This window comes from Erwinia piriflorinigrans CFBP 5888 (assembly GCF_001050515.1).
GTDB lineage: Bacteria > Pseudomonadota > Gammaproteobacteria > Enterobacterales > Enterobacteriaceae > Erwinia > Erwinia piriflorinigrans.
Window position 1 is genome coordinate 428,627 of sequence record NZ_CAHS01000014.1, and the last position, 23,437, is coordinate 452,063.

A 23,437-nucleotide genomic window follows, 5' to 3' on the forward strand; every position below is an offset into this window, starting at 1 on the left:
TACTCATAATGTTTATCACGCTTTATTTTGATTTCCAACATTATGCCCTAATGTATGCAATGGCCTATGCACGTCTGGCAATTGTTTTTTATATTCTCCCTGTATTGGGTGAGCGCGTCATATCTAATCTGATCGTAAAAAACTCAATAATATCTCTCATCATCATTGGTTTATGGCCTTGCTTTGAAAAAACGATTACTCTGCAACAGGGGTGGGTTTCCCTGCTTGTTAAAGAGTGTTTTGTTGGATTAGTTCTCGCCACTGTATTGTGCCTTCCTTTCTGGATTGTAATAGCACTAGGTGACATTCTCGATAACCAACGTGGAGCAACGATAAGTGATAGCATCGATCCTTTGAGCGGTGGGCAAAGTTCTGTACTGTCTGCTTTTTTTAACTTTGCTTTCGGTGTGATTTTTTTTTCAAGCAATGGAATGTTGTTATTAATCACCATTTTGATGGAGAGCTATCAATACTTGCCTCAAGGGCATACGGTCTCACATTTCAACTGGTCAAAAGCTGGAAAACTATTGGTTGAATTGGTGGAGTGTAGCATTATGCTTGCAGCACCAGTAATCATAGTGATGATGGTTACAGAGATATTACTTGGCGTGTTCGCTCGATATTGTCCGCAGCTCAATGCATTTTCACTATCTCTGATAGTAAAGAGTTTCATTACCTTTATAATATTTCTCTTTTATGGGATGAATGCTTTGATGGATAAACCAATCGGATTTTTTAATATTGACTCTTTGTATGTTTTTTTTCCAAGCGGGTAATGAACAATGGCGCAAAAGACTGAACTTCCAACGGAAAAAAAACGCAAGGACTCAGCGAAAAAGGGTCAAACGCTCAAAGTCAAAGATTTTACCACTACACTGATATTACTCTCGGGCAGTTATTTTTTACTTTACAGCTTCAATTTTGATGATTTTATCTTTTTTTATTCTTTGATACTGACCGATAGCACATCTGCAAGCGAAAATGACTTTCTTATAAATATGATGCTTCTGCTATCTCAATTAATATTTCCGTTCATTGCTGTTTGTGCTGTTTCTGGTATCTTGGCCACGCTTTTACAAACCCATTTTAGTATCGCTACTGAAGGATTGAAATTAAACTTTAAGGCTTTGAATCCTGTTGAGGGATTTAAGAAAATTTTTAGCATGCGTACGCTGAAGGAGTTCATCAAGTCGTTATGCTATTTAATCGTCTTCTTATGCACCTGCTACAGTCTTATCCATAGCGATTTAAAAAGAACGTTAACTATTTATCATTCCGGTATCGGCCAGCTAATCACCAGTATGTCATCTCTCATGGTTAAATCGGTAACGGTATTTACTGCTTGGGCAATATTTGTGTTTTTGGCAGATTTCATAGCGGAATACTTCCTTCATATCAAAGACCTGAAAATGGATAAACATGAGGTTAAACAGGAGCGTAAAGAAACGGACGGTAATCCACAAATAAAAAGTGCCAGGAGGCGTGCCCATCAGGAAATCCTCTCTGGCGAGGAGAAATCTGCAATAAGAAACTCATCAGTCGTTATGGCGAACCCCACCCATATTGCGATTGCTATCTACTTCAATCCTGAAGTCGCTCCTTTGCCTTTTATTGCGCTGCGTGCTACTAATTTCAAAGCCAAATCGGCAATTGCGTATGCAGAGAAAATTGGTATTCCAGTCGTACGCAATGTTATTTTGACGCGACGGCTTTATCGATCTTATGCTCAATATAGTTTTATATCCGTGAATGATAACGATCTGCTGTTAGTGATGGATATTCTCATTTGGTTGCGTCAGGTCGAAACTGCTGATATGGAAAGGGAAGTTTTGCACAGTGATCCAGGCGAAGTTGAAAACGATGTAACAGATACATAATTAATTAGTTTACCCGATCGAGATAACCACACGAAAGTACTGTTTTTTTGTACCTGGATCCTCGAATGCTACGTATAATATACGGTATATTCTTTACTGTCTGCATTCGGGTTAACTACGCGTTCTAAAAAGTACTTGGGAAATAATGCACGAGGTTAAGAATGGAATATGAAAGTACAGAGCGAGTTTCGAACCCTCAAGACGAAATTGACAGCAATACCCAGCTGGATGAATACTCTGGTAGCCTTATCGATGCCATCCAAAATGGAGCTGTTCTCAAAGATGTGCAGGGTGTATCAGATGAAACAATGCATGATATTTATAAAATCGCATATGATTTTTATCATCAAGGTAAGCTTGATGATGCGGAATCTCTTTTCCGATTTCTTTGTATTTATGATTTCTATAATTCGGAGTACCCAATGGGATTGGCCGCTGTCTATCAACTAAAAAAAGAGTACCGTAAGGCAATTGACTTCTATGCGTTAGCCTTTTCTTTGGCAGAGGAAGATTACCGGCCCATGTTTTATGCAGGTCAATGTAATTTAATGTTGCGTAATGAAGCGTTGGCTAGAAAATGCTTTTCCATTGTGATCAAAAGATGCCAAGTTCCTTTGCTGAAAGAAAAAGCACAAACCTTCATTTCAGCACTGAATGAGATTAATGGTAGTCCTGATGATCTTCGCGATGAATAAAAGTGTTAAACAGGGATTATAATGAAAATACCTTTAGATAGTTCAGATGACCCATTTCATCTTTCTGGAGGATTAGAAGCCAGTGGCGAAGAATTAAAAAAGGGCGTTAACCGATTATATCGTTTTGCGAATCCAGCATTAAGAGAGGACCCACGGGTAGATAAAGTTAGAGAGGCCCTCAAGTTACTTCAGCCTGAACAATTGTCTCATGTGTTAGAAAAAGCAGGCAATGCACTCTACGGCAATGGAAGTAGCGTCTCTTTGGATCGTCAAAAAAAACCAGAATTAGCCACTCCTTTTCATCTCCAGAGGATTGAGAATACTATGGCTCCCCGGCTGGCTACCGTTCAAGAAGCTGAAAACCATTATAGTTCTTTTGCAGAGATGACCGCATTGTTGCGTACCGTCTCTCAGTTAGTAGCTGATAGTACGCAGGAAAAAATGATGTCCAAGCTCCAGGCTTACAATGCCATGATAGGCGGAGCAACCCTATCCTATAAAAACTTAGCGGCTGACATTGAAACTCAGGGACTTGATTGGAGTACTCACAGCGACTCGCTATCTGTAGCAAGGACTCATGCTGCCGTCCTAAAGTCGGAAACCGTTAATGCTCAATCAATATTGGACGATGCGCAGCATCTTCTCAACGATTTGCGTACTCAGGCTGAAACGCAAGACCCAATATCTCCAACGCTACAAGAAAAACTTCTTGCAGCAGATAATCGTGTTATAGCAACGCAGTCTAATCTCAACAGCATGATGTTGAATTATCAGAAATACGTGACTACGGTGCTGGATCCTGTCGTGAAGTTGGAAAGCCTGTCTAGATCGGCGCTGAATTCGACGATAGAGCAGGCAAAATCACTGATAGGCTCACTCACTGCACAGCAGCAAAACGTGATCCGGAATCGTCATCAGGAAAATGAGGAGGAGGTGAAAAGCCTGACTTTTCTCATTGCTTTGATGTCGAAGCTGATTAACCAAAATGCAGGAGAAGACCTAAAGGCCACAGCCTTGCTGAAACAGCAATTATCTGAAGCAGCAGCGAAAGATGCTGTAAAACAAGCCCAGGAGTATGAAAAACAAGTCCGTAAGTCTGAAGAGTTGCAGCAAACGATGGGTTGCATAGGAAAGATATTGGGTTGGGTCATCACTGTGGTTAGCGTTGCAGCCGCGGCTTTCACCGGAGGGGCTTCCCTGGTTTTCGCCACGGTGGGCCTTGCTCTTATGCTGGGAGATGAAATCAATCAGGCCGTTAATGGGCACTCCTTCTTACAGGAGGCTATGCAGCCAATTATGGAAAGTATTATTCAACCCCTGATGAATATATTTGCTGATGCATTCACTGAAGTTGTCAGTATATTTGGTGCTGACAAAGCCGCCGCCGAAATGGCGGGGCAAATTATGGCGGCGATTGCAGTCGCGACGCTTATGATTGCTGGCGTGATGCTAGCCGGCATTGGCATTGGCAAAGTTAGTGGCTTGCTGATGGAAAAAATTAGCAACGGTGTAGCAGGCGCGTCGTTAAGAAAAATCATGGATGGTGCGGCCGGTCAGGTATTCAAACGTGCCACTCAGGGACTTTCTCGCTCCTTAAATGTGGATGAAATAACCATTGCGCGTACCTCAACTTATAGTCAGGCTACCATAACGGGGGCTGGTATGGTGAATACCGTTGTTAAGTCTGCTGGTGATATAGTAGCGGCTGATATGCTGATTATTGCCGCGCAAGCCCAGGCTAAAATGATGAAAGATTCCGCCATGCAGGACCTGCTTGATAGCCTGATGAGTCAGGCCACTGACGCATTCAGCTTACGCCTTAATATGGTTAAAAAAATTATTGAAAATATGGCTGCAGTCGCTGAAAACCAAATGCAGGCTGGGAAATTCATACTGAATAAAATGAGCCATGTAGCGGGCTAGAGCTGGCTTCAATCCCTAATTAACCTTTTATAAAGGAAACAATTATTATGAGTTCAATCAATGTTCTACCTTCCTATGTGATGCCACCACAAAATATGGACAGAATCACAAGCAAGCAAACTCAAATAGATCAGAAAAACTTTATTGACGAACTAATTACAGATCAGGATTCACATATTCGGGCTTCAACTTATAATGTGCCTGAGTTGTCAGCACCGCAGCAGGTAAAAGAGTATGGAAATAATATTAGTATTTTTAATGCCCGGACTTTTGCAGATAGCATGACATACTTACGAGATGTTGAACATCTGGAAAAATTAGCTCAATCTCATGGCGGTAATTTAACTTCTGGTTTTCGTGAAATCATGGGTGGGGATATAAATAACAATGGAGTGGCAGAGAAATGTACAGTCATTTCATCTTCATTTAAAAATATGTTTGGTGATTTAAATATGTTGTCCGTCAGTAATTTCGTTATCCTTATGACCAATAGTACACGTACTTTGTTTAATAAGATGACTGCTGATAGTATTCGTAGAATGGTAGGCGCTGCAATAAATGCAGGTAAACATATCATCGCTTCTGCTAAACAGAATTTTTCTGGAGCATTAACATCAGGTATTGTCGGTTCAGGTGTACAGGTAGGAAGTGGTGTTAATATGTGTAAGGCGATAAAAAATGAAAATAAGTCTATTAATGGAAATCTCAAGGCTGCCAATATTAAAAGCCTGGAGATTAAAGAAAACCAGGATAATATTCAACAGGTTCTGCAGCAGCTAAAAAAAGAAGGTAAATCACCTGACGATGATGTGATACAAAATATGACAAAATCGCACAACAAATTGCAGGCAGAAGCAGCTAATCATCAAATTGATCATCAAAAGAATGCTAACAAGACTTACCAAATGCGTGCTAAGACAGACTTAGTTAACCAGTTGAACCATTCTGGACAACAGGCCATTGTAGCAGGTTTCGGCATCAATGCTGCCACAGAAACCAGCCAAGCTGAAGTGTTAAAATCTGGTCAACAGGTTCATCATGATGTTTCAGATAATCATAAACAGAGAAATAAAGGCTCGGAAGAAACTCAGGCATCAATTAATCAATTTGTTGAATCTTGGATAGCTAATAACAACAGTGCCGCCTCTGCCATTGCAGGTCGTTGATAAAGATATTAACTCAATGCATGAAAATGCCCCGTTGCGGAAACTAACAGGACTTAATATGATTGTGACAATGATTATGCAACCTCCTCTTATCAAACCTTTCCCTGAAATAAATACGAATGAGAAACAACAAGATTCTCATCTTAAAATGGAAGGTATTTTAAATGACCATATACTTCTAAAATGTCTTGCTATCTTAGAAGACGGTGGTTTTAAAATCGAAAAACTAAAACGGTTTCTGAATGATTCTAACCTACAGGGGCACGTCTCAACCTCGGGGGATGTGGAAAAAATAGCCCAACATTTAAAAAATATACCTGTTATAGATAGTATTGTATTGGACAACCAAAAAGTATTAGAAATTATAGGCAAACAAAATAACCTCGTAGATGTGACCTTCGACACTTTACGTCTTGTGAAGGGTGAGTTGTATAACGATACGATTAATATTAATCGTATTCATGATCGGTCTAAGCGTGCGCTGGAGAATCAGCAAGCAGTATCTTTCGAAAGAGAGCTTACGACCAGGACAAGTTATGCCGATTTGTGGGGGGAGGTTGCTGTGGCCATAGGAGGAATAAAGTCTGATTATGTCGATTTTTATTCACGTTTAATGAGTAAATATTTAGATATGTATCAATCATATAACAAAAGTGTTCAGAAAGCCTCTTCGGCCGCGCTTTCAACCGGTGATGACGGCAATAACGTCAAATTTAATAATGATGTAATGCGCGCAGGCTACGAGGAGTTCAATTCTTTTTTAGCTAAGGCCGATCTGGGCAGTGTGAAAGATTGGAACAAGATGTCTGTACAAGAGAAGGATAGTATGAAGCTAACGCTGGATCCTGCTTTTGAAATTGACAGTGACGGGAAAATTACTTTCAATATGCGTCCGTATTTATCTACTAAAGATCAATACCCTAAGGGGGAAAAAGGTCAGGTGCCTGTCAGCATATATAATGCATGGCTGGCACAATTCAATGCCGCTGGAACCGCACTTCAAAGTAATATGCAGTCTTTTTCTTCACGTTACAGTCAGGCTAACAGCACGTATGATATTTTAAATAAAGTGTTTAGTGAAACCATCAGTAGAATGGCTGATAATGCCAAAGATTTTTTAAGATAATAAGCTTATTTTTTTTGATTTTTTAATCACTTATCAGGCGAGTCAATGATAATCGCTATGTGGTGTATGACGCTAATTTAATTTTTGACTTTTATTTTTACGTCAAATATTGGTTAATAAAATAAGGAAGAGCCATGGGATTAAATATTATAAGCGTTGTTGAATCGGCCGCCGAACCAAACTTTCGTTTATCAGGCAAAGAAATCATGGGGGCGCGAGATGTAACCCTTTCTTCAATATCTTCTGTTCTTTCACCGAGTCCTTTAGGTCTTTCTACGCAAGTAAAAGGCAGTAACAACCCACCAAGCAATCAACAATCTGATAATAACAGTTCCTTGGGGGGGGACACCCAGGGAAATATCCGTGATCAACATCATGTTAAAGAAAAACACATAGTCACTTCGCTATCTCCGTCTTTTACTGTTGACGCGAAAAAACTCTTCAATGATTTGACAGTGTCGAGTATTGGTTTGAATATAGAAGAAGGGGGGAGAGCGAGAAAAACTGTTTTATCCTTGTTAGGTATTTTCGTAAATTTCAGTCATATCAAGAATCGTGGGCGCACGACAGAAAAGATAGATAGAATTATAGAAAAAGATGCTGTCGAGTTTTCAGAACATACGGGTATGAGTAAAGAGTTAAAAGAATTATTAGTCACCAGTGGTCACGAAGCATTGACTCACTTCATGGGGGAGTTTAACCTTGCGTGCGATCAAATGTGGTTGGGAAAAAAAACAGAGAATAAACTGAGCAATCCGCAGGCGGTTCAATATAAGGTAAATAGAGAGTTTTGCAATATCCGTGCTAAAGACCTTATTGAGAGGTTAACTGCCAAGAATTTATCGCAATTTGAAATTCAGATGCGATTTCACTCCTTCCGGGAAGTTTTTCTGGCACAGGCATCTTCGGTGGATAGCGGATATGCTCCTGACAAATATTTGGCAAGATCTCTTACAAACTCTGTCAGTGAAGTTAAAAATGATCGCTCAAATGGCCTAAATGTTGAAAATGCCAAATCGCCACACCTACTTCAGACAGTTGCTGAGATACATACTCCACCAGCAAGCAGTAAAACACGTGGCATCTCGTATGAAGTGTTTGAACGGGATTCAGATACGACTGTTAGAAGTAGGGCGAATGAAATAGGTGCTGAACAGTTGGCTTCTGATAAATCAAATGATGATGAAATTGAAGAAGAAAATTCTGGAAATACAAACCACAAGCTACTAGAGATCGAAATGGATGAAACTCAGAAGGCGCTTGTTATAGACACTCTCCATTCTCGCGAGGCTAAGCGAGTGAAAATTGATGAGAATAATGTGTCGGAACTTATCAAAGAGGCTATCAAGCAATTTGGCATTTCTGGAAATCCACACCAATTTGAGTTCAAGTCACCCGTTAATTCGGGGAGCAAACCGTAAGTGTCCACAGAGATGCCGGGGCAGAGACAGCGCCAGTATTACTCTGAGGTAATCTAAAATAGGGGTAAGAAAATATCGTGATAGACGCCAGTGCGTTGTCAAGAGCCATTAACTTAATACATCAGATTAATGGCGTTCTGCCAATCAATATAAAAGAGCAGGATAGCCTTGTAAAAGATTTGGCAATGGACTCTGTGGAGTTGATTGACCTCTTTTTACGACTTGAGCAGGCCGGAGTCACCGTTGAAGAATCGAAAATTAGCAGCGGGTTAACGGTAGGTGATATTGCACGATTTATAAATTCAGCTGTTAATAATTAGCGCAAAAATAACGGGCAGCTTAATGCCGTATGTTAGTAGGCTCATTCATGGGTATTAACGTCAACATTGTGACCTCCCTAAATGTTGATACTCCGCACTCCATAATCAGATAAGCTTAGCCGTTGCCACTTTCTACAGTTAAGGAACTTAAAGGATGGTGTAAATGCTTGGTTATCATGCTCTCCAACCGTATTATAGTGATTATATTAATACCCTCTTTGAGGAATAGATAATTATGGCCTCGTTAAAAGACGTTGCAAAACTCGCATCGGTTTCTTTGATGACAGTATCGCGCGCTATCAATAATCCCAGCCTGTTAAGTCAGGAGACCTTCAAACGCGTTAAACTGGCTATTGAAGAGCTGAACTATGTACCCGATTTCTCCGCGCGAAAAATTCGTGGAGAGGGTGCCCCGCCATCCATTGGGGTACTGGCCTTAGATACGGCTACCACGCCTTTCTCCGTTGATCTTCTGCTGTCATTAGAAAAAACGGCGCAGCATCATGGCTGGAGTACCTTCGTAGTTAACCTGTTTGACAATAATAGTGCGGAACAAGCAGTCGATAAATTACTTTCCTTCCGCCCGACGGGGATTGTCTTTACCACGATGGGACTGCGTAAAGTGCATATCCCCGAGCGCTTAAAGGACAAACCACTGGTGCTGGCCAACTGCGTGACTGACGATCACGCCGTAGCCAGTTATATTCCGGATGATTTTCAGGGGCAGTATCTGGCAACGCACAATATGATTGCTCAGGGATATCGTAAACCTCTGTGTATTTATCTTCCAGAGTGCACTATGGCTGGTGTCAAGCGGCGGCAGGGTTTTGAAATGGCCTGGCAAGAGGCTGGTGTACCTGATGCTGCTCGTCAGCAGCATTTACCCTTAGGAGACCAACACTATCTGGATACCGCCAAAATCATTGCCGCTCATATACGCAATGGCCGCCCTGATTTTGATCTTCTGGTGTGCGGTAACGATCGTATTGCCTTCGTTGCCTATCAGTATTTACTGGCTGCCGGATTGCGCATTCCCCAGGATGTGGCAATCCTGGGTTATGACAATATGGTGGGTATTGGTGAGCTGTTCCTGCCGGCTCTGAGCACGGTTCAATTGCCTCATCTGGATATTGGCCGTGAAGCAGCGCTGCATATCATTGAGCAGCGAAACGATGTGGAAATGCATAAGCTCTCCAGTCCGCTGCTGCTTCGTGCCTCCACCCGTTATTGAGCCTTTCAGCCGTGCGGGTTGCATACCTCACCCTGGTCAGCGATACGACCTAACGTCCAGTGAGTACACTGAATTATCTGTGCGCTGCCATTTTCTGCGTAAAGTCTTAGTGCTTGCCCCTGCGCTGGCGGATATATCCTGCTGGTCAGGCAGCTTTCTCCCTGATTAACAAATACTTCAATCGAGGAACGATCGATAAATATTCTTAGCTCGAGAAGGTCTTCCTCTGGCAGCGGAACGCTGCGGTAGCCGGTGACGCCGAGCTCTGACTGGCCGCGATCTAATATCAGCCTCCTTGATTGATTATCAACATACAGCCGGGTGATATAGTTACCATTTTCTCCGGCAGCAAGCTCCAGCCCATATCGTTCGGCATGACTGTTTTTGCTATCCAGTGTCAGTTCTAGTTCACCGGTGACAACAGGGAGGCTGAACTCGTAACGCTGATTGCTGAGGATGGCAGGCGCAAGCGAATGCCGATCCTCACGCAAATTTTCCAGTTCGCGTAGCGGATTCATTCTCACTTTGCCTTCAGCATCCAGCGTCAGTTCCCTGGGCAGCGTCAGACATCCGGCCCAAAAATCCTTTTTACTTGGCATGGCAGATTCCCACATATCCATCCAAGCGAAAATGATGCGGCGTCCGTCTTCGGCGAGAAAGGATTGGGGCGCATAAAAATCATGCCCGCCATCCAGCTCCTGAAAAGCCTCTTCGACCACAAATTCACTCTCAGGCTGCCATTTACCCAGCAGATAACCACTTTGAAAAAGATTACGGTAGCGATAGCCTTCAGCCGCCACTCCCTGAGGGGAGAACATCAGCATAAACTTGTCGCCGAGCCGGAAAAAGTCAGGGCATTCCCACATATAGCCTGAACGGTTATCCGCGCTGGCCAGTACCCGCTCAAACTGCCATTGGTACAGTGAATCAGCGCTATACAATAAAACTTGCCCGGTATTATCCTGGGTACGAGCGCCGACGACCATGTACCAGCGGTTATCCTGACGCCATACTTTGGGGTCGCGAAAATGCATGATGCCTTCTGGCGGTGTGAGTATCACCCCTTGCTTGCTAAAGTTTATTCCGTCCACGCTGGTCGCAAGGCACTGTACCTCGCGGATTGCGCTGTCGTCACCGGGCTGTTTCAACCAAACGTGTCCGGTATAGATAAGAGTCAGTACACCGTTATCCTCAACTGCGCAGCCGGAAAAACAGCCGTCACGGTCATATTCATCACCTGGAGCTAATGCAATCGGCTGATGCTTCCAGTGGATCATATCGCTGCTGGTCATGTGTCCCCAGTGCATGGGGCCCCAATGCTGGTCGTAGGGGTGATGCTGATAAAAGGCATGATAAATACCACGACTGAAGACCAGACCATTGGGATCATTCATCCAGCCAGCGGGAGGCGCCAGATGGAATTCAGGATAAAAGCGGTCATTAACCTTTTTCTTCAGTTCCAGTTGGGCTTGATTTGCGCGGTGCAGCGTATTTTTCATCATTCTTTAACTCATTTAAGGCCGATACAGCAGGCGGAAATAGTTGAAATCGTTAAACAGAAACGGCGTTCACGTTGGCACTTTGCTTTTCTCCCTTCAGCAGAAAAGCTGATATCACGACAAAGCTGGCCACCAGGGTACCCATAATCATATAGGTGTCTGCAAAGCCGATATGGTCGTAGCCGTAGCCTGCAATGGGGGAGAGCACGCTGGCGCAAAGTTGGGTAATAAACTGGAAACCGACCAGGTAAAGCGTGGCGGATAAACGTTGGTCGAAGCGCGAAGCAATGTATTTAAAAATCGAAATCAGCAGAATGGGTAATTCAACGGCGTGTAACAACTTCATTACGGAAATCATTATCGCTCCGTCCGCTAAACCGGAGCCGAAAATCCGCACGGCCATGATCGAACCGCTGAGTAACAGGCCGTTTTTCGCCCCGATCCTGTTGACCAGGAAAGGAGAAAGAAACATTCCGCCAGCCTCAAGGAACACCTGTAGAGAATTGAGAAAACCATACATTTCGTTACCCTGCTGTGGCGTTGAAAACAGCGATGCAAAATAGACGGAGAACTGTTGGTCGTAGACGTTGTACACGCTGACGCCCATCACGAATATCACTAACGCCCAGAAATTCGGCATGGCAAGCAGGGCCAGTGCATCGTTCATGGTGAGCTTTTGTGGGTTGCCGTATTCAAGGGTACTTAACGCATCAACTTTTACCTCTTTCAACAAATACAGCAGGATCAGGAAAAGCGCAGCAGATGCAGAAGCCAGCCAAAAGTTGATGTCAGGATCAATATTTAACAGCATGCCAGCGAAAAATGTCGCAGAAGCCCAACCCAGTGAGCCCCACATTCTGGCTTTACCAAACTCGAAACCGACGATGCGACTCACACGTTCAATATAGGATTCCAGCGCCCCGATACCCGCAAAAAAGGTCGCGCCAACATAGAGACCGCCAGCCAGTGCGCCGAGGAGGATGTTGAATTTCAGCAGCTGCGCATAGGCGAAGACAAAAAAAGGGCCGGACATCAATAGCATGATGCCCAGAAACCACAGCAGGTTTTTGCGCAAACCCAGTTTGTCCTGGATAAATCCATACAGCGGCTGGGCGCAGAACGCGACCAGTGCAATGGCGGAAAATATCACTCCTGTTTGCGCGCCTCGCAATCCCACCTCCTGATTCAGCCAGATAGAGATTAGTGAGAATGATGAGGACCAGGTGAAAAAGAAGAAAAATAGCAGACCACTAAGCAGAAGATAGTTTTTACGGGTTTCGTTATTCATGATTGTTCCATGTAGCCGAGCACTGCGCATATTGTTAACGTTAACTCCTGGCTGGATAAATACCTCTGGTTGTCAGTATGTGATGTTAATCACGAATGTTAACGTTAACATTCAGGGGGTGTGATCGGTGCCACACTTTGCTCGGGGGGGGCGGGGTGCTTTTGGAGAGGCGCTTTGGTAGAGGTGTTCTGTGAGTATCCCCTCAGTATGTTGATCCCCGGTGCTGAGCCGTTCAGTCACGTCAATAGTGGTCATTAAGCCGATGCGAACAGGCGTATCCTTGGATATTCGTAAAATATTACACACTCCGCCGTAATCTATCGCTCTGGCACCAATACGGTCCTGGCCATCGGAACCGTGTGTGAAGATGACGGCATCAATATCTTTCAGCAAGTCGGTGAGTGTTTCAGGCAATGAAACATCGCCATAGAAAACATCCGTTTCACGAGGAAGCAATTTTACTTTGCGCTTATTTCTAACCAGTGCCATGAGCTGATGGCCTATTTCAATAGCGCTATTCACGAGATGAAGACCAATACTTCCTGTCGCCCCTGCAACGAGTATTCTCATGATAAACCTTCTGATAATTCAGACTTATTTTCGATATGGTCAGATTGTCAATTATGATTATCGTCGGTAATGGGGCTAAAATGATTGTGTATATGAACACCCTTCATGAGTACAGGCTGAAGGGAATGCCTCCATAAGGAAATCGCCAATGCTCAAAGAAAACTTCAACGAACTGCAAATCTTTCTTGTGGTGGCAAGGGAGCGAAGTTTTACCAAAGCAGCGGGCAAACTGGGTGTTTCTCAGTCTGCGCTCAGCCATGCGATGAAGGCACTAGAGGAAAGGCTAAATATCCGTCTTCTGACTCGTACTACCCGAAGCGTTGCCCCTACAGAAGCCGGGGAGAGAATTATTGCCTGCCTTGAACCCCGTATTGCCGATCTTGAACAGGAGCTGGAATCGCTTGTTCAACTGAACGGCACCGCCTCCGGCAATATCCGTTTATCTGCCGGGGAGCATGCTGCGCGATGCCTGGTATGGCCGAAGTTAAAACCCTTCCTCAGGGAATATCCGGAAATTAATCTCGAACTGGTGGTTGATAACGGCTTTGTCGATATCGTTGACGGGCGTTTTGATGCCGGGATTCGCCTGGGCGAAAGCGTGGATAAGGATATGATTGCTGTAAGAATTGGGCCGGACATGAGAATGGCTGTGGTAGGAGCACCGTCCTATTTCACCGTAAACCCTGCGCCTGAAACGCCGCACGAGTTACAACATCATCGGTGTATCAATATGCGCCTGCCGACGGCCGGTGGACTTTACCACTGGGAGTTTGAGCATGAAGGAAAACCGTTACGGGTCAGAGTGGAAGGGCAGGTAACGTTTAATCTGCAGGCGGAAAGGATTGATGCTGCTTTATCCGGTTTTGGCATTGCCTGTATACCTGAAGATAGGGTGCAGGATTATATAAAGTCGGGAGAGCTTATTCAGGTTCTGCAGGACTGGTGTCCGTCTTTCCCCGGATATTATCTTTACTACCCGAGCCGTAAGCAGCATCCGCCCGCTTTTGCGCTCATGATCGATGCACTTCGCTACTCGGAATAACAGGTCCGCCATTTGCGGGGGACCCGTCCGGGTATTAACGGCCTACGCGAGCCTGGTGCTCGGGAGAGTAACGTTCGCCGACGATTTTAATCGTTTTAAGCGCCTGTGTTATCTGCCGCGAGTCATCCTGCGAAAGCATGATGTCGGCAGCCCCCAGGTTTTCCTTTAGCCGGTGTAGCTTAGTGGTGCCGGGGATGGGAACAATCCACGGCTTTTGTGCCAGCAGCCATGCCAGAGCGATTTGCGCAGACGTCACGTCTTTCTCTGCAGCCAGTTTACCCAGCAATGAGACTAGCTTTTCATTAGCTTCAATTGCTTGTTCGGCGAAACGCGGCACGGTGCTGCGGTAATCATCCTTGCCAAACGTTACTCCAGGCTTAATTGTGCCCGTCAGGAAGCCTTTACCTAATGGGCTGAATGGTACGAACCCAATGCCCAGTTCTTCCAGTAACGGCAGGATCTCCTGCTCTGGCTCGCGCCACCACATGGAGTATTCGCTTTGCAGGGCAGTGACCGGTTGTACGGCATGCGCCCGACGAATGGTTTGCGCACCCGCTTCGGACAGACCGAAATGTTTGACTTTACCTTCAGCTATCAGGTCTTTCACGGTTCCCGCAACATCTTCAATGGGGACATCCGGGTCGACACGGTGTTGATACAGCAGATCAATGACATCCGTCTCAAGACGACGTAATGAACCTTCAACAGCTTCACGGATATGCTCCGGGCGGCTGTTTAAGACCTGCTGCTTGTTGTCCTCACCGAAGGTAAAACCGAACTTGGTGGCGATGACCACACGGTCACGAAATGGTTTTAAGGCTTCACCGACAACCTCTTCATTAAGAAAGGGGCCATATACTTCGGCGGTATCGAAGAATGTTACGCCACGTTCAACCGCAGCGCGAATGAGCTCGATAGCCTGACCAGTATCTGTCGCCGGACCGTAGCCGTGGCTGAGGCCCATGCAACCGAGTCCAAGAGCGGAGACTTCGAGTCCGGATTTACCCAGATAACGTTTTTGCATTGAATGAATACCTCTTTTATCGAGACTTAAACATCAAGTTTGCGGCCTGTCAGCCATTCCACCATTGCTGGGTTGCGGTGGGAGAAGAAGGCGCTGGTTGCGGTGTCGAGGGCGGCAATCTGCAGCATATCCTCAGAACTGAGTTCAAAATCGAGAACGTTGATGTTCTCCTCCATGCGCTCTTTTCGCACCGATTTCGCCAGTGAAATGATGCCTCGCTGGAAGATCCAACGCAGTACAACCTGCCCGACGCTTTTGCCGTACTTGTGACCCATTGCCGTTAGCACGGGATGCTGGAACAGACCATTTTTACCTTCAGCAAACGGTGCCCAGGCTTCTGGTTGAATGCCACGGCTTTGCATCCAGGGAGCGGCATGCAGCTGCTGGTTGAAGGGGTTAACTTCAATCTGGTTTACCGCAGGGGCAATGTTGTTGAAGGCGATAAGATCGGCCAGTCTATCAGGATGGAAGTTGCTGACCCCAATGGCGCGAATTTTGCCTGCCTGTTGCAATTCTTCCATAGCACGCCAGGCCCCATGAACATCACCGTAAGGCTGGTGAATCAGGTACAGGTCAACGTAATCGAGTTGCAGTCGATTCAGGGAGCGTTCGAACTGTGCTTTAGCGCCTTCGTAATGGGTATCCTGAAGCCAAAGTTTGGTCGTTACGAAGAGTTCTTTACGGGCGATACCGCTCTGTTTCAGTGCGTTCCCTACCTGAGTTTCATTCTGGTAAGACGCAGCGGTATCGATCAGGCGGTATCCCGTTTCGACGGCATCAATGACGGCTCTTTCGCATTCGGCGGCATCAGACATCTGAAACACCCCAAAGCCCAGCAGGGGCATCTCAATACCGTTGTTCAGTTTTACAGTTTGCATAGCGTTATCCTTCAGCCTTAGTCCAGGAAAAGCATAACGCAAAGTGATTTATTCGATTAGATAGGGTAATTAGCTAGGGTTTATTAGGTATGCTCATTAATTTGTAGGGGCTGACGGTCGGCTTTGTGCTGTGAGTTCAATGGGGCGATGCACCTGGATCTTATTTTGATAAAATAAAGGCCGAAGAATTGGCCTTTTGGGGGCAGTTTTGGATATCGAAACTTGGTGTAGGCCGTTTTCTGATTCACCAGCCTACTGTTTACATGGAGAGGTTTCATTTTCACACACTCTCCGCCCTATCTGCCCGGCATTATAAATTATCGATATAATTGAGACGCTTACAATTATCATGATCGTCACAAACAACATCAGGCTGAAAGATGTTTGAGAATTAAACAACTGGATAATAAATACTGCAAGCGGCGAAAGTGCCAGCACGGTTGATACCGCCAGAGGGGTTGCCAGCTCAATTCCTTTTTGAAGAAAATATAATGAGGCACTTACGCCAATGAGCGCAATAAACAGGATTGCAGAGAGGATATTGCTGTTAACCACTACTCCGTGCTGAAAATACAATATGCCAAGGTATACCGCGATTAATAACGGAAACCGCAGTGAAGTGGTCAACTAAAACTGGCCACCGCTTTAGAGTTTTTCCAGTATCGATTTTCTGATTCGTTTGGTGGCAACCCACCGTTATATTCGTGCGACCTGAGTGTGCTGTAATATCCGACGATGTAGTCCCTTATTGCATGAGTTGCATCACTGAAGCTTACGTAACCTGTCACTGGTACTCACTTGTTCTTCAGTCTGCTGAAGAAGCGCTCCATAAAACTGTTATCCCAGCAGTTTCCGCCGCGACTCATACTTTGTCTGATCCGGTATCGCCACAGTAACTGTCGGAACTGCCTGCTTGTTTAGCGGCTACCTTGTGATCTCCAGTTATAGCCTTAACATCATTCCTTTCGACCTGCTATTGACAGGTACCACTCATAATCTAGACTAAAGTATTCCGCATTATAAAGATGGTAAAAAAAGAGTATGTTATTCAACTACATGGTGATTTTTTTACATCACTAATAAAAGTAATAGTGACGACGACTCCGCGAAAAAATGGTAGCTGCTAGCGCAATAATTTACCCCCAATGAATGAAAATGAGGTTGAAATGGATTTTTTTTCAATGAATCAAACTGAGATAAAACTTTTCATGGGTCGCAGTTTTTTAGAGGAGGCCAAAGAAAAGTGTGAGCATGAAAAGAACAGTCAACTCTTGAATAAAGAATTAACTGATACTGAATTTCTAAAGCACATCTTTAGTGATGACTTAAACAGTAAGAATAAAGAAATAATTTCAATACATCTCCAGGCCTTACATACACACCTTAAAAAGATACTTTCTCCAGAGTCAGAGAATACCTTCAAAACCGAAGGTTTATATGTTGAGTTTGCAAAAGGAATAACCATTTTTGATGGCATAACAAAAACCCTTGAAATGGAAGGAGGAACTTATGGTGATAATACAGTATTTAGCAATAATTTCTATTATGATGCGAGTCGAGCAATAAAAAAGATGCCGCATCCCTTCTATCAAGGAGACTTGGAGATAGCGTGTATTCCGATGAAATTACGACTAGCTATAGAGCTATACATTAAAAATATGATCGAGTATAAAGGTGCTAAAAAGAAATATAAAAAAGGAAAAGAACGAAATTATTCGGTTACAATTGCAGAGTTACTTGGTTTTTTTCAGAATGAAAAATTCAATAAATATGTAGATCTTCCTGTGTCTATCAACACATTAAGAAGCATAAATACATGGTCTAATAAATTTATTCATTCTGGGATAATCCCCTTGCCCTGGCAAAGTCTTACGGCAATTGATATGCTTTATCCACTATTTAGTATTTGGAACGATGATCGAAATTTTAGCCTTAATGGATTCAATTTTATAAACTTAAATTATTCTCAAGATGAAATGCTTAAAGATTTAAACGCTTATCTATCTGAGAAGTCGAAAATGCCTATAACTGTAGAATTATACCCAAGATGTGAACATCCTTTTGAGGGGACATATGCAAATAAAAAAACCAGCGCTCATGAGTAAGCAATAAGCAAGTGGTCCGAGAATAAATACTCTCGGACCACTAAAAATGGGTGTAACCATCCCGTAAGATAGTTCCGTTCTCTTTTAGAGATCTCGCGGCATACTGCCAATGATGAGGGCGCTATGCGTAAAGTCCGCTTACCCAACGGCAGATCATCGCCGTTCTGAAGTCTGTGGAGGCTGGCAGAACGGTGAAGGATGTTTGCCGTGAAGCCGGAATCTCAGAGGCCAGTTACTACAACTGGAAAGCAAAGCTACGTGGTACCGATATTTGCTCTAAGCATCTGGCAAGCCTGCTGGCCTGTTTCGTTGCGTCGAACTGTATTGGACTGACCCCACAGCCCTAGACATTTCCTGTCCTCACGAAGGCCTGTTCAAAGGCCTCCGGGCTGAGATGTCTGTGACGCCGTGCCCGGTTGTAGAAGACTTCAATGTAATTGAAGATATCAGCGCGGGCCAGATCCCGGGTTTTGTAGATCCGTTTTCTGATGCGCTCTTTTTTCAGCGAACTGAAAAACGATTCGTCCACTGCTTTATCCCAGCAGTTGCCTCGATGGCTAATGCTGGGTGCCAGGTTGTTAGCCCGACAGAACCGCCGCCATACGGCCATCATCAGTGCGTCCAGCGCCAGCTCCCGCGACAGAGTCGGTTTCATCGACCAGCCCGCCAAATTTCGGGCGAAGGGGTCGATAACCACCGCCAGGTACAATATACGACAGTATCGTCTACCGGCATAGGGGCAGTCCACAAATTATGAATCAATATCATTTACTATGGCTAGCGCATCAGACCACGTGGTATTTGCCTCAATGTGTTTTTTAATTAGTATCCGGTTCGACACAATCATAGATGGCCAACGATTCTTCCAAGAGCGGTATGCATGCCAAGAATATCCAATATAGTAATCTTTTCTCATCGTTGTCATCGAGCGTAGTACTGCATCAAGATATTTACCTTCTATTGAGGTTTTACGTACTTCAAAAATAGCTCCGAGATAAATTAGCCAACGAGCCAGATGTTCATATTGTTCCCAGGCGTTATGCTCGGTAGTTAAATTTGTTTTGGTTTCAATAACATCGCCAATCATTGCTACTACCATCGTATTATTCCAGCTCAACCCTTCAGCGGCAATTGCAGAAATAATCTGATAAAATGAGTCTTCGAGCTTTAAGAACGTATCTTTGAATGAGTGATTCTCATACACGACCTTTCGAATGGATTTTAAAGAGTTGTCAGAAATCATTTCTGCTTTTGGTATTTCTTTATTTAAATTCTTAAAGAAAATATTAATTTCAAGGGCATCTAACACTCTAATTCCGTAGCAGTGAAAGTAATAATCTTTCACATTCTGGTCGATTGAAGACCTGGAAATCAAAAATATATTTGAACCAACCACATGACTTTTAGAAAAACCTTTATAATCATTAATAATTGCTTTTAGGTTCGTATCTCCAAGAGAATAACCCAAAATCACAACAGTGTTTTCATACAAAACAGTGCTTAGTTTTCGAGAGAAGTATGAATCACTATTTATAAATTTAAAATAATCCTCTGATGTGATCACCATGTTTTTGGGGGAGTCTACGGAACCATGTACATGATAGACTTTAACATTCGCAGAAGATCTTGGTATGGGTAATCCAGGTGTAATTGATTGAGAAGTATTTTCACATGTTAAACTTTCAGCTAGTTTATCATAATTGGTTGTTACAACCCGGAAAGAACGGTTAGAAAAAAAGTTCTCAATTTCCTCATTGCTATCACCTAATTGTATCTTAGAAATAATCTTAGTAACCTCTTCATGAATGTCCTTGTCTTGAACTGCCAGCTTTATTGAGATTATTTGTGCTGTTTCTTCCAGGCTCAAAGGTGATGGCTTTTCTTTTGGAAAAAGTGACGCCTTTAACTTATCTGCATTTGGTAAAATATCGCACAGTTCTTCGAGAAGACCTTTCCATGTTGGAGCATCGCCATTAGATACCTCCTTTGAAAAACCTGTTCCGGTAAATAGACAAAGTCTATTTGTGGCAGCTGCATATGCAATTTCAAACATCTCTCTCATCTGAGAATCCTTTTTCATTTTTATAACTGCCAAAATACAGCTTAGCGATTTCCTTTTCAATATAGGAATGTCCGCTTCAGGCACTTAACGGACAGGCATGAAGGTCTTCTATGAGCGAGGAGCGGACATTTACATTTTTTTTAGGTGCCTAAATTCAGTAATCCATCACATTTCCTCATTATAAGCGTCTCCGCAGCGAAATCGCCCGCAGCAGCACCCGACAGAAATCGGCACTATAGTTCGCTGAAAGGGACAGGCTGTGGGCTGGAAAGCGTTAGGGGGCGGCGAACCACAATAAATCCCCCTTATGTTACTTTGTTACGTTTGCTAAAAATGGGCGATAACACTAAGAGCGTTGATATGATTGCATGTTACGCTGTTACTTTTTGTTCCCGTTGAAAAACATTAAGTTGGAGAGCTATATGGATTGGCCTAAAGAGTACAGCAAGACAACTCAAGCGGTAAGAGATGCAGCGTATAAACTCTACTATGTTGAAGCTATCACCCGGTCGGTTCTGCTACCTGGACAGGTGAAAACGGCTTATCACGATGGACTACTAACGACGGATTATTACCTTTTCCTGTTCACCTGCAGGAAGAATCCGAAGTTTGCAGGGTATTTTACCTGTGGCTTGTATGCAGCAAAGGGGTGGTTCGAGTTGAACGGACAGCGATCTGAGGAAATTCCATCATACAATCCCCTTACGGGCGAGTCCTCCGGTGTTAGTAAAACGAGTGGGTACGGTATAACAAAGCCGCTGAAAGCTGAATCAGACCCAAGAATGAAACGTCTAATCAGGGTACTCCAGACATTCATTTCTCTGACGGACGATGAGAAAAGGAAAATCAAAGGCGAATCAACCACACTGACTGTCCTACAGAAGCTAATAAAAGCGTCAAAAGATACCCCCAGCACGTCAAATATCAGATCGGTAAATACCACTCTGTACAAGGCGCTCAAGGATGGTCGTCATGGTGGTGCGCGTACATTCACTCAACTAGTTGATCATTATGAGGTTCTTCTTGGTGTGACTTTCAAGAAGATATCTATTGATGATTTCAATCAGGAGATCGACGATACCCGCAACAAGTCAGCGACATATCCGTATATCCCTTTGGCATCATTCTGAAATGGTGGGCTCCGGCCCTTTCATGTGTAGTCGTCGATGAAATTTTTCACCAGTACGAGAGCTTTCTTGAATCACTAAACTCCGCTTATGGTACGGAGCAGATAGGCTTACTGGGTGGTCCGCTGTGAGCGAGGAGTGGGCCTCGAAGACTATAAGATGACTACTGAATTTGTGGAGATTCAGACGCTCTCATTTAGCATGTCGTCCCAGTATGCTTCCTCTTCCAAGACGCAGGCTAACATCATTTCAAGTTGTAAGTTCTTCGCTGCTAGACGGCGATGTTCTATTTTTTCAGGTGTCATGTCTGAGCGTAATTCACCTTGCAGGCACTCACTGAAGATAGCTCTGAACTCTTTCTCACTCCGTCGAGCTATTTGTACTCGATGGTCGCGGTCATCAATGACCATCATTTTTACCGGGTTAAGCCGTAATAATTTACGCCAGCGAGTATCATTTGAGACAAAATAGGGAATAAAAAAGGAACCATTCTGGGTAGAAGTGGCAATCTGTTCCAGCAAGCGTAGCAGCGTCATATCCCAAGCCATGCCGCGTATATCCTTCAGTATTTCGCGTGACTTTCCTGTTATAGGGCCGAAAAAAGGGGCAATCGGTAATGATAATATTCCTCCCCAAATAAGCTGCAACTCCGTGAGGGGGACCGCGCCAAGCGTTCTGACAGAATAGATGAGAAGTTCACGCAAGATCTGCTCGTTATCGCGTTTAATATCGCGGTGCCAGAGTCTGGCAAAGCGTAACAATAGAGCCTGCGTGAATGCGCTTTTTGCTTCATAATGTTTGATGTGCTCACTATTGTGCATCTCCTGCATGAGAGCCTTTGCATCAGCAAGAAGTTCTGCCCGTAGTGTATCTGCTGATTTACTGTAAACAAACGTGCCCGGCGAATCACGAAAGCACTTCCAGTCCAGATAGTCGAGCATACGGAAAGCAATTAGGGTGTCGAGAGGTCGTTTGTTTTCAGGATTACCCCGCGAAAGGCGAGTGTTTTCCATGAGAAACGGCAGAATATCGAACTGTACTCGGGAATTGTTTGCCTTCAGCATCAGAATTTCGATAACGCGATTGCGTTCAACATCCTGTATCTTCTCCCCCGACACGACCGCACGCAGTTTCTCGGCAAAATTAGAATCAAAGCTAAGAGAATAATCGAACAGTACGTTACATTTCCCTCCTGTCAAATGTGCGTGAAGACTTACTGCTGCTGACATGAAGTAGGCCCGTGGACCTTCAAAAAATGAAATAATATTTTCGTTTTCAGCTAGTTTTAGCCCCAGTCCGAGCTCAATATCAATTGCCCCAGATGCGGTAGTGCACATGATTGTGCGTAAGTGGATCATATCCTCAGGACGTTCTTCACCGATGGAAGCCAACGCCTCCTGATCACTGTTGAGTAGGGCAAGATAAAGAACGTCTGAAATAGGGGGGCACTGCATAACTTTTTCCTTAATTTCTATACAGGAATAACAGTATCTGGCTGATGACTCTACTGTCTATACTGGCGTAATTTTGCATGTGTTGCTCAAATAGATATGTGAAATACCCTTCGTCTGGCACGGAGGCTTGGCTGACAGTCCTCAAGGAGCGCATTGAGCGTAAAGCGAAAGTTAAGGGAAGGTTTGGTCTTTAATATGACTCCAAATAGCCGTTCGGAATAGTAGATCACTTCGAGGGAACTCAGTCCGGATTGTGCGATCTGATCAATAGCCAAACATCACAAATCACAAACCGGACTGAGCGATGCCGATCATAGCACCAACAACCCGTACCGAACGACGTCTGATGCAAAAAACGCTTCATAAAACGCGTGATAAAAACCATGCCCGAAGGCTTACAACCATGCTGATGCTGAACCTGGGGGGTAGCGTCAGCGAGGTTGCCAGAACGCTCTGCTGCGCGCGTTCATCCGTTAGTCGCTGGATAAACTGGTTGACACCGACGGCTTGAAATCGCTGCCGGCCGGGCGCGGTCGACGCTGGCCGTTTGAGCAGATCTGCTCACTTCTGCGCCAGCTGGTAAAGTATGCTCCGGGTGATTTTGGCTACCAGCGTTCGCGCTGGAGCAC

The 23,437-nt window shown here is 44.3% G+C and carries 19 protein-coding genes and 5 pseudogenes; 14 read left to right on the forward strand and 10 right to left on the reverse strand.

Annotation, left to right across the window (positions count from 1 at the left end):
• The first annotated feature begins 5 nt into the window (after positions 1 to 5).
• From sctT to EPIR_RS08200, 9 genes are all read left to right on the forward strand, one after another.
• Positions 6 to 776 (forward strand): type III secretion system export apparatus subunit SctT, encoded by a 771-nt coding sequence (sctT, locus tag EPIR_RS08160; protein ID WP_048697137.1) that lies wholly within the window; start codon positions 6 to 8, stop codon positions 774 to 776.
• Positions 777 to 782: 6 nt separating this feature from the next.
• Positions 783 to 1,877 carry an EscU/YscU/HrcU family type III secretion system export apparatus switch protein gene (locus tag EPIR_RS08165; protein ID WP_023654872.1) on the forward strand — a complete coding sequence of 365 codons (1,095 nt, stop codon included), beginning with the start codon at positions 783 to 785 and terminating at the stop codon, positions 1,875 to 1,877.
• A gap of 161 nt (positions 1,878 to 2,038) precedes the next feature.
• A complete protein-coding gene (locus EPIR_RS08170) occupies positions 2,039 to 2,572 on the forward strand; it encodes a SycD/LcrH family type III secretion system chaperone (RefSeq protein WP_023654873.1) in 534 nt (177 codons plus the stop codon).
• 21 nt (positions 2,573 to 2,593) lie between these two features.
• Positions 2,594 to 4,495 carry a type III secretion system translocon subunit SseC family protein gene (sctE, locus tag EPIR_RS08175; protein WP_023654874.1) on the forward strand — a complete coding sequence of 634 codons (1,902 nt, stop codon included), beginning with the start codon at positions 2,594 to 2,596 and terminating at the stop codon, positions 4,493 to 4,495.
• A 47-nt stretch (positions 4,496 to 4,542) separates the two neighbouring features.
• Positions 4,543 to 5,661, forward strand: coding sequence for a hypothetical protein (locus EPIR_RS08180; RefSeq protein ID WP_048697140.1), 1,119 nt, complete (start codon positions 4,543 to 4,545; stop codon positions 5,659 to 5,661).
• 58 nt (positions 5,662 to 5,719) lie between these two features.
• The gene (locus EPIR_RS17860) at positions 5,720 to 6,787 is read left to right on the forward strand and encodes an IpaD/SipD/SspD family type III secretion system needle tip protein (RefSeq protein WP_023654876.1); all 1,068 of its coding nucleotides are present in this window, start codon (positions 5,720 to 5,722) and stop codon (positions 6,785 to 6,787) included.
• Between the two features lie 134 nt (positions 6,788 to 6,921).
• Positions 6,922 to 8,208, forward strand: a complete 1,287-nt coding sequence (locus EPIR_RS08190) for a hypothetical protein (RefSeq protein WP_023654877.1) — start codon at positions 6,922 to 6,924, stop codon at positions 8,206 to 8,208.
• 77 nt (positions 8,209 to 8,285) lie between these two features.
• On the forward strand, positions 8,286 to 8,528 hold the full coding sequence (locus EPIR_RS08195) for an acyl carrier protein (RefSeq protein WP_023654878.1): 243 nt from the start codon (positions 8,286 to 8,288) through the stop codon (positions 8,526 to 8,528).
• Between the two features lie 235 nt (positions 8,529 to 8,763).
• Positions 8,764 to 9,759 (forward strand): LacI family DNA-binding transcriptional regulator, encoded by a 996-nt coding sequence (locus EPIR_RS08200; protein ID WP_023654879.1) that lies wholly within the window; start codon positions 8,764 to 8,766, stop codon positions 9,757 to 9,759.
• A gap of 5 nt (positions 9,760 to 9,764) precedes the next feature.
• Here the strand turns inward: EPIR_RS08200 and EPIR_RS08205 are convergent, their stop codons facing one another.
• The 3 genes and pseudogenes from EPIR_RS08205 to EPIR_RS08215 form a co-directional block, all read right to left on the reverse strand.
• Positions 9,765 to 11,258, reverse strand: coding sequence for a glycoside hydrolase family 32 protein (locus tag EPIR_RS08205; protein ID WP_048697187.1), 1,494 nt, complete (start codon positions 11,256 to 11,258; stop codon positions 9,765 to 9,767).
• 52 nt (positions 11,259 to 11,310) lie between these two features.
• The gene (locus EPIR_RS08210; RefSeq protein ID WP_048697143.1) at positions 11,311 to 12,546 is read right to left on the reverse strand and encodes an MFS transporter; all 1,236 of its coding nucleotides are present in this window, start codon (positions 12,544 to 12,546) and stop codon (positions 11,311 to 11,313) included.
• A gap of 201 nt (positions 12,547 to 12,747) precedes the next feature.
• A pseudogene (locus EPIR_RS08215) lies at positions 12,748 to 13,116 on the reverse strand (NAD(P)H-binding protein); the annotation flags it as partial.
• A 148-nt stretch (positions 13,117 to 13,264) separates the two neighbouring features.
• On the opposite strand from EPIR_RS08215, the gene EPIR_RS08220 reads away from it, so the two are divergent.
• Positions 13,265 to 14,158, forward strand: a complete 894-nt coding sequence (locus tag EPIR_RS08220; protein ID WP_023654883.1) for a LysR family transcriptional regulator — start codon at positions 13,265 to 13,267, stop codon at positions 14,156 to 14,158.
• Between the two features lie 34 nt (positions 14,159 to 14,192).
• Here the strand turns inward: EPIR_RS08220 and EPIR_RS08225 are convergent, their stop codons facing one another.
• From EPIR_RS08225 to EPIR_RS18185, 4 genes and pseudogenes are all read right to left on the reverse strand, one after another.
• A complete protein-coding gene (locus tag EPIR_RS08225) occupies positions 14,193 to 15,182 on the reverse strand; it encodes an aldo/keto reductase (protein ID WP_023654884.1) in 990 nt (329 codons plus the stop codon).
• 26 nt (positions 15,183 to 15,208) lie between these two features.
• The gene (locus tag EPIR_RS08230; protein WP_023654885.1) at positions 15,209 to 16,060 is read right to left on the reverse strand and encodes an aldo/keto reductase; all 852 of its coding nucleotides are present in this window, start codon (positions 16,058 to 16,060) and stop codon (positions 15,209 to 15,211) included.
• A 252-nt stretch (positions 16,061 to 16,312) separates the two neighbouring features.
• Positions 16,313 to 16,615 carry a hypothetical protein gene (locus EPIR_RS08235; protein ID WP_240987354.1) on the reverse strand — a complete coding sequence of 101 codons (303 nt, stop codon included), beginning with the start codon at positions 16,613 to 16,615 and terminating at the stop codon, positions 16,313 to 16,315.
• Positions 16,616 to 16,683: 68 nt separating this feature from the next.
• Positions 16,684 to 16,977, reverse strand: a pseudogene (locus EPIR_RS18185) (integrase core domain-containing protein); the annotation flags it as partial.
• A 264-nt stretch (positions 16,978 to 17,241) separates the two neighbouring features.
• Between EPIR_RS18185 and EPIR_RS08240 the strand changes: the two are divergent.
• Positions 17,242 to 18,165 (forward strand): hypothetical protein, encoded by a 924-nt coding sequence (locus tag EPIR_RS08240; RefSeq protein ID WP_157037510.1) that lies wholly within the window; start codon positions 17,242 to 17,244, stop codon positions 18,163 to 18,165.
• 123 nt (positions 18,166 to 18,288) lie between these two features.
• Positions 18,289 to 18,434, forward strand: a pseudogene (locus tag EPIR_RS18560) (transposase); the annotation flags it as partial.
• Between the two features lie 74 nt (positions 18,435 to 18,508).
• Here the strand turns inward: EPIR_RS18560 and EPIR_RS08250 are convergent.
• A pseudogene (locus EPIR_RS08250) lies at positions 18,509 to 18,874 on the reverse strand (IS3 family transposase); the annotation flags it as partial.
• A 42-nt stretch (positions 18,875 to 18,916) separates the two neighbouring features.
• Positions 18,917 to 20,227, reverse strand: coding sequence for an SIR2 family protein (locus tag EPIR_RS08255; RefSeq protein ID WP_023654891.1), 1,311 nt, complete (start codon positions 20,225 to 20,227; stop codon positions 18,917 to 18,919).
• Positions 20,228 to 20,649: 422 nt separating this feature from the next.
• On the opposite strand from EPIR_RS08255, the gene EPIR_RS08260 reads away from it, so the two are divergent.
• A complete protein-coding gene (locus EPIR_RS08260; protein WP_157037511.1) occupies positions 20,650 to 21,357 on the forward strand; it encodes a hypothetical protein in 708 nt (235 codons plus the stop codon).
• 179 nt (positions 21,358 to 21,536) lie between these two features.
• Here the strand turns inward: EPIR_RS08260 and EPIR_RS08265 are convergent, their stop codons facing one another.
• Positions 21,537 to 22,808: a hypothetical protein gene (locus EPIR_RS08265; protein WP_023654892.1), complete on the reverse strand. Its 1,272-nt coding sequence runs from the start codon at positions 22,806 to 22,808 to the stop codon at positions 21,537 to 21,539.
• A 304-nt stretch (positions 22,809 to 23,112) separates the two neighbouring features.
• Here EPIR_RS08265 and EPIR_RS18190 point away from each other — a divergent pair.
• Positions 23,113 to 23,437 (forward strand): annotated as a pseudogene (locus tag EPIR_RS18190) (helix-turn-helix domain-containing protein); the annotation flags it as partial.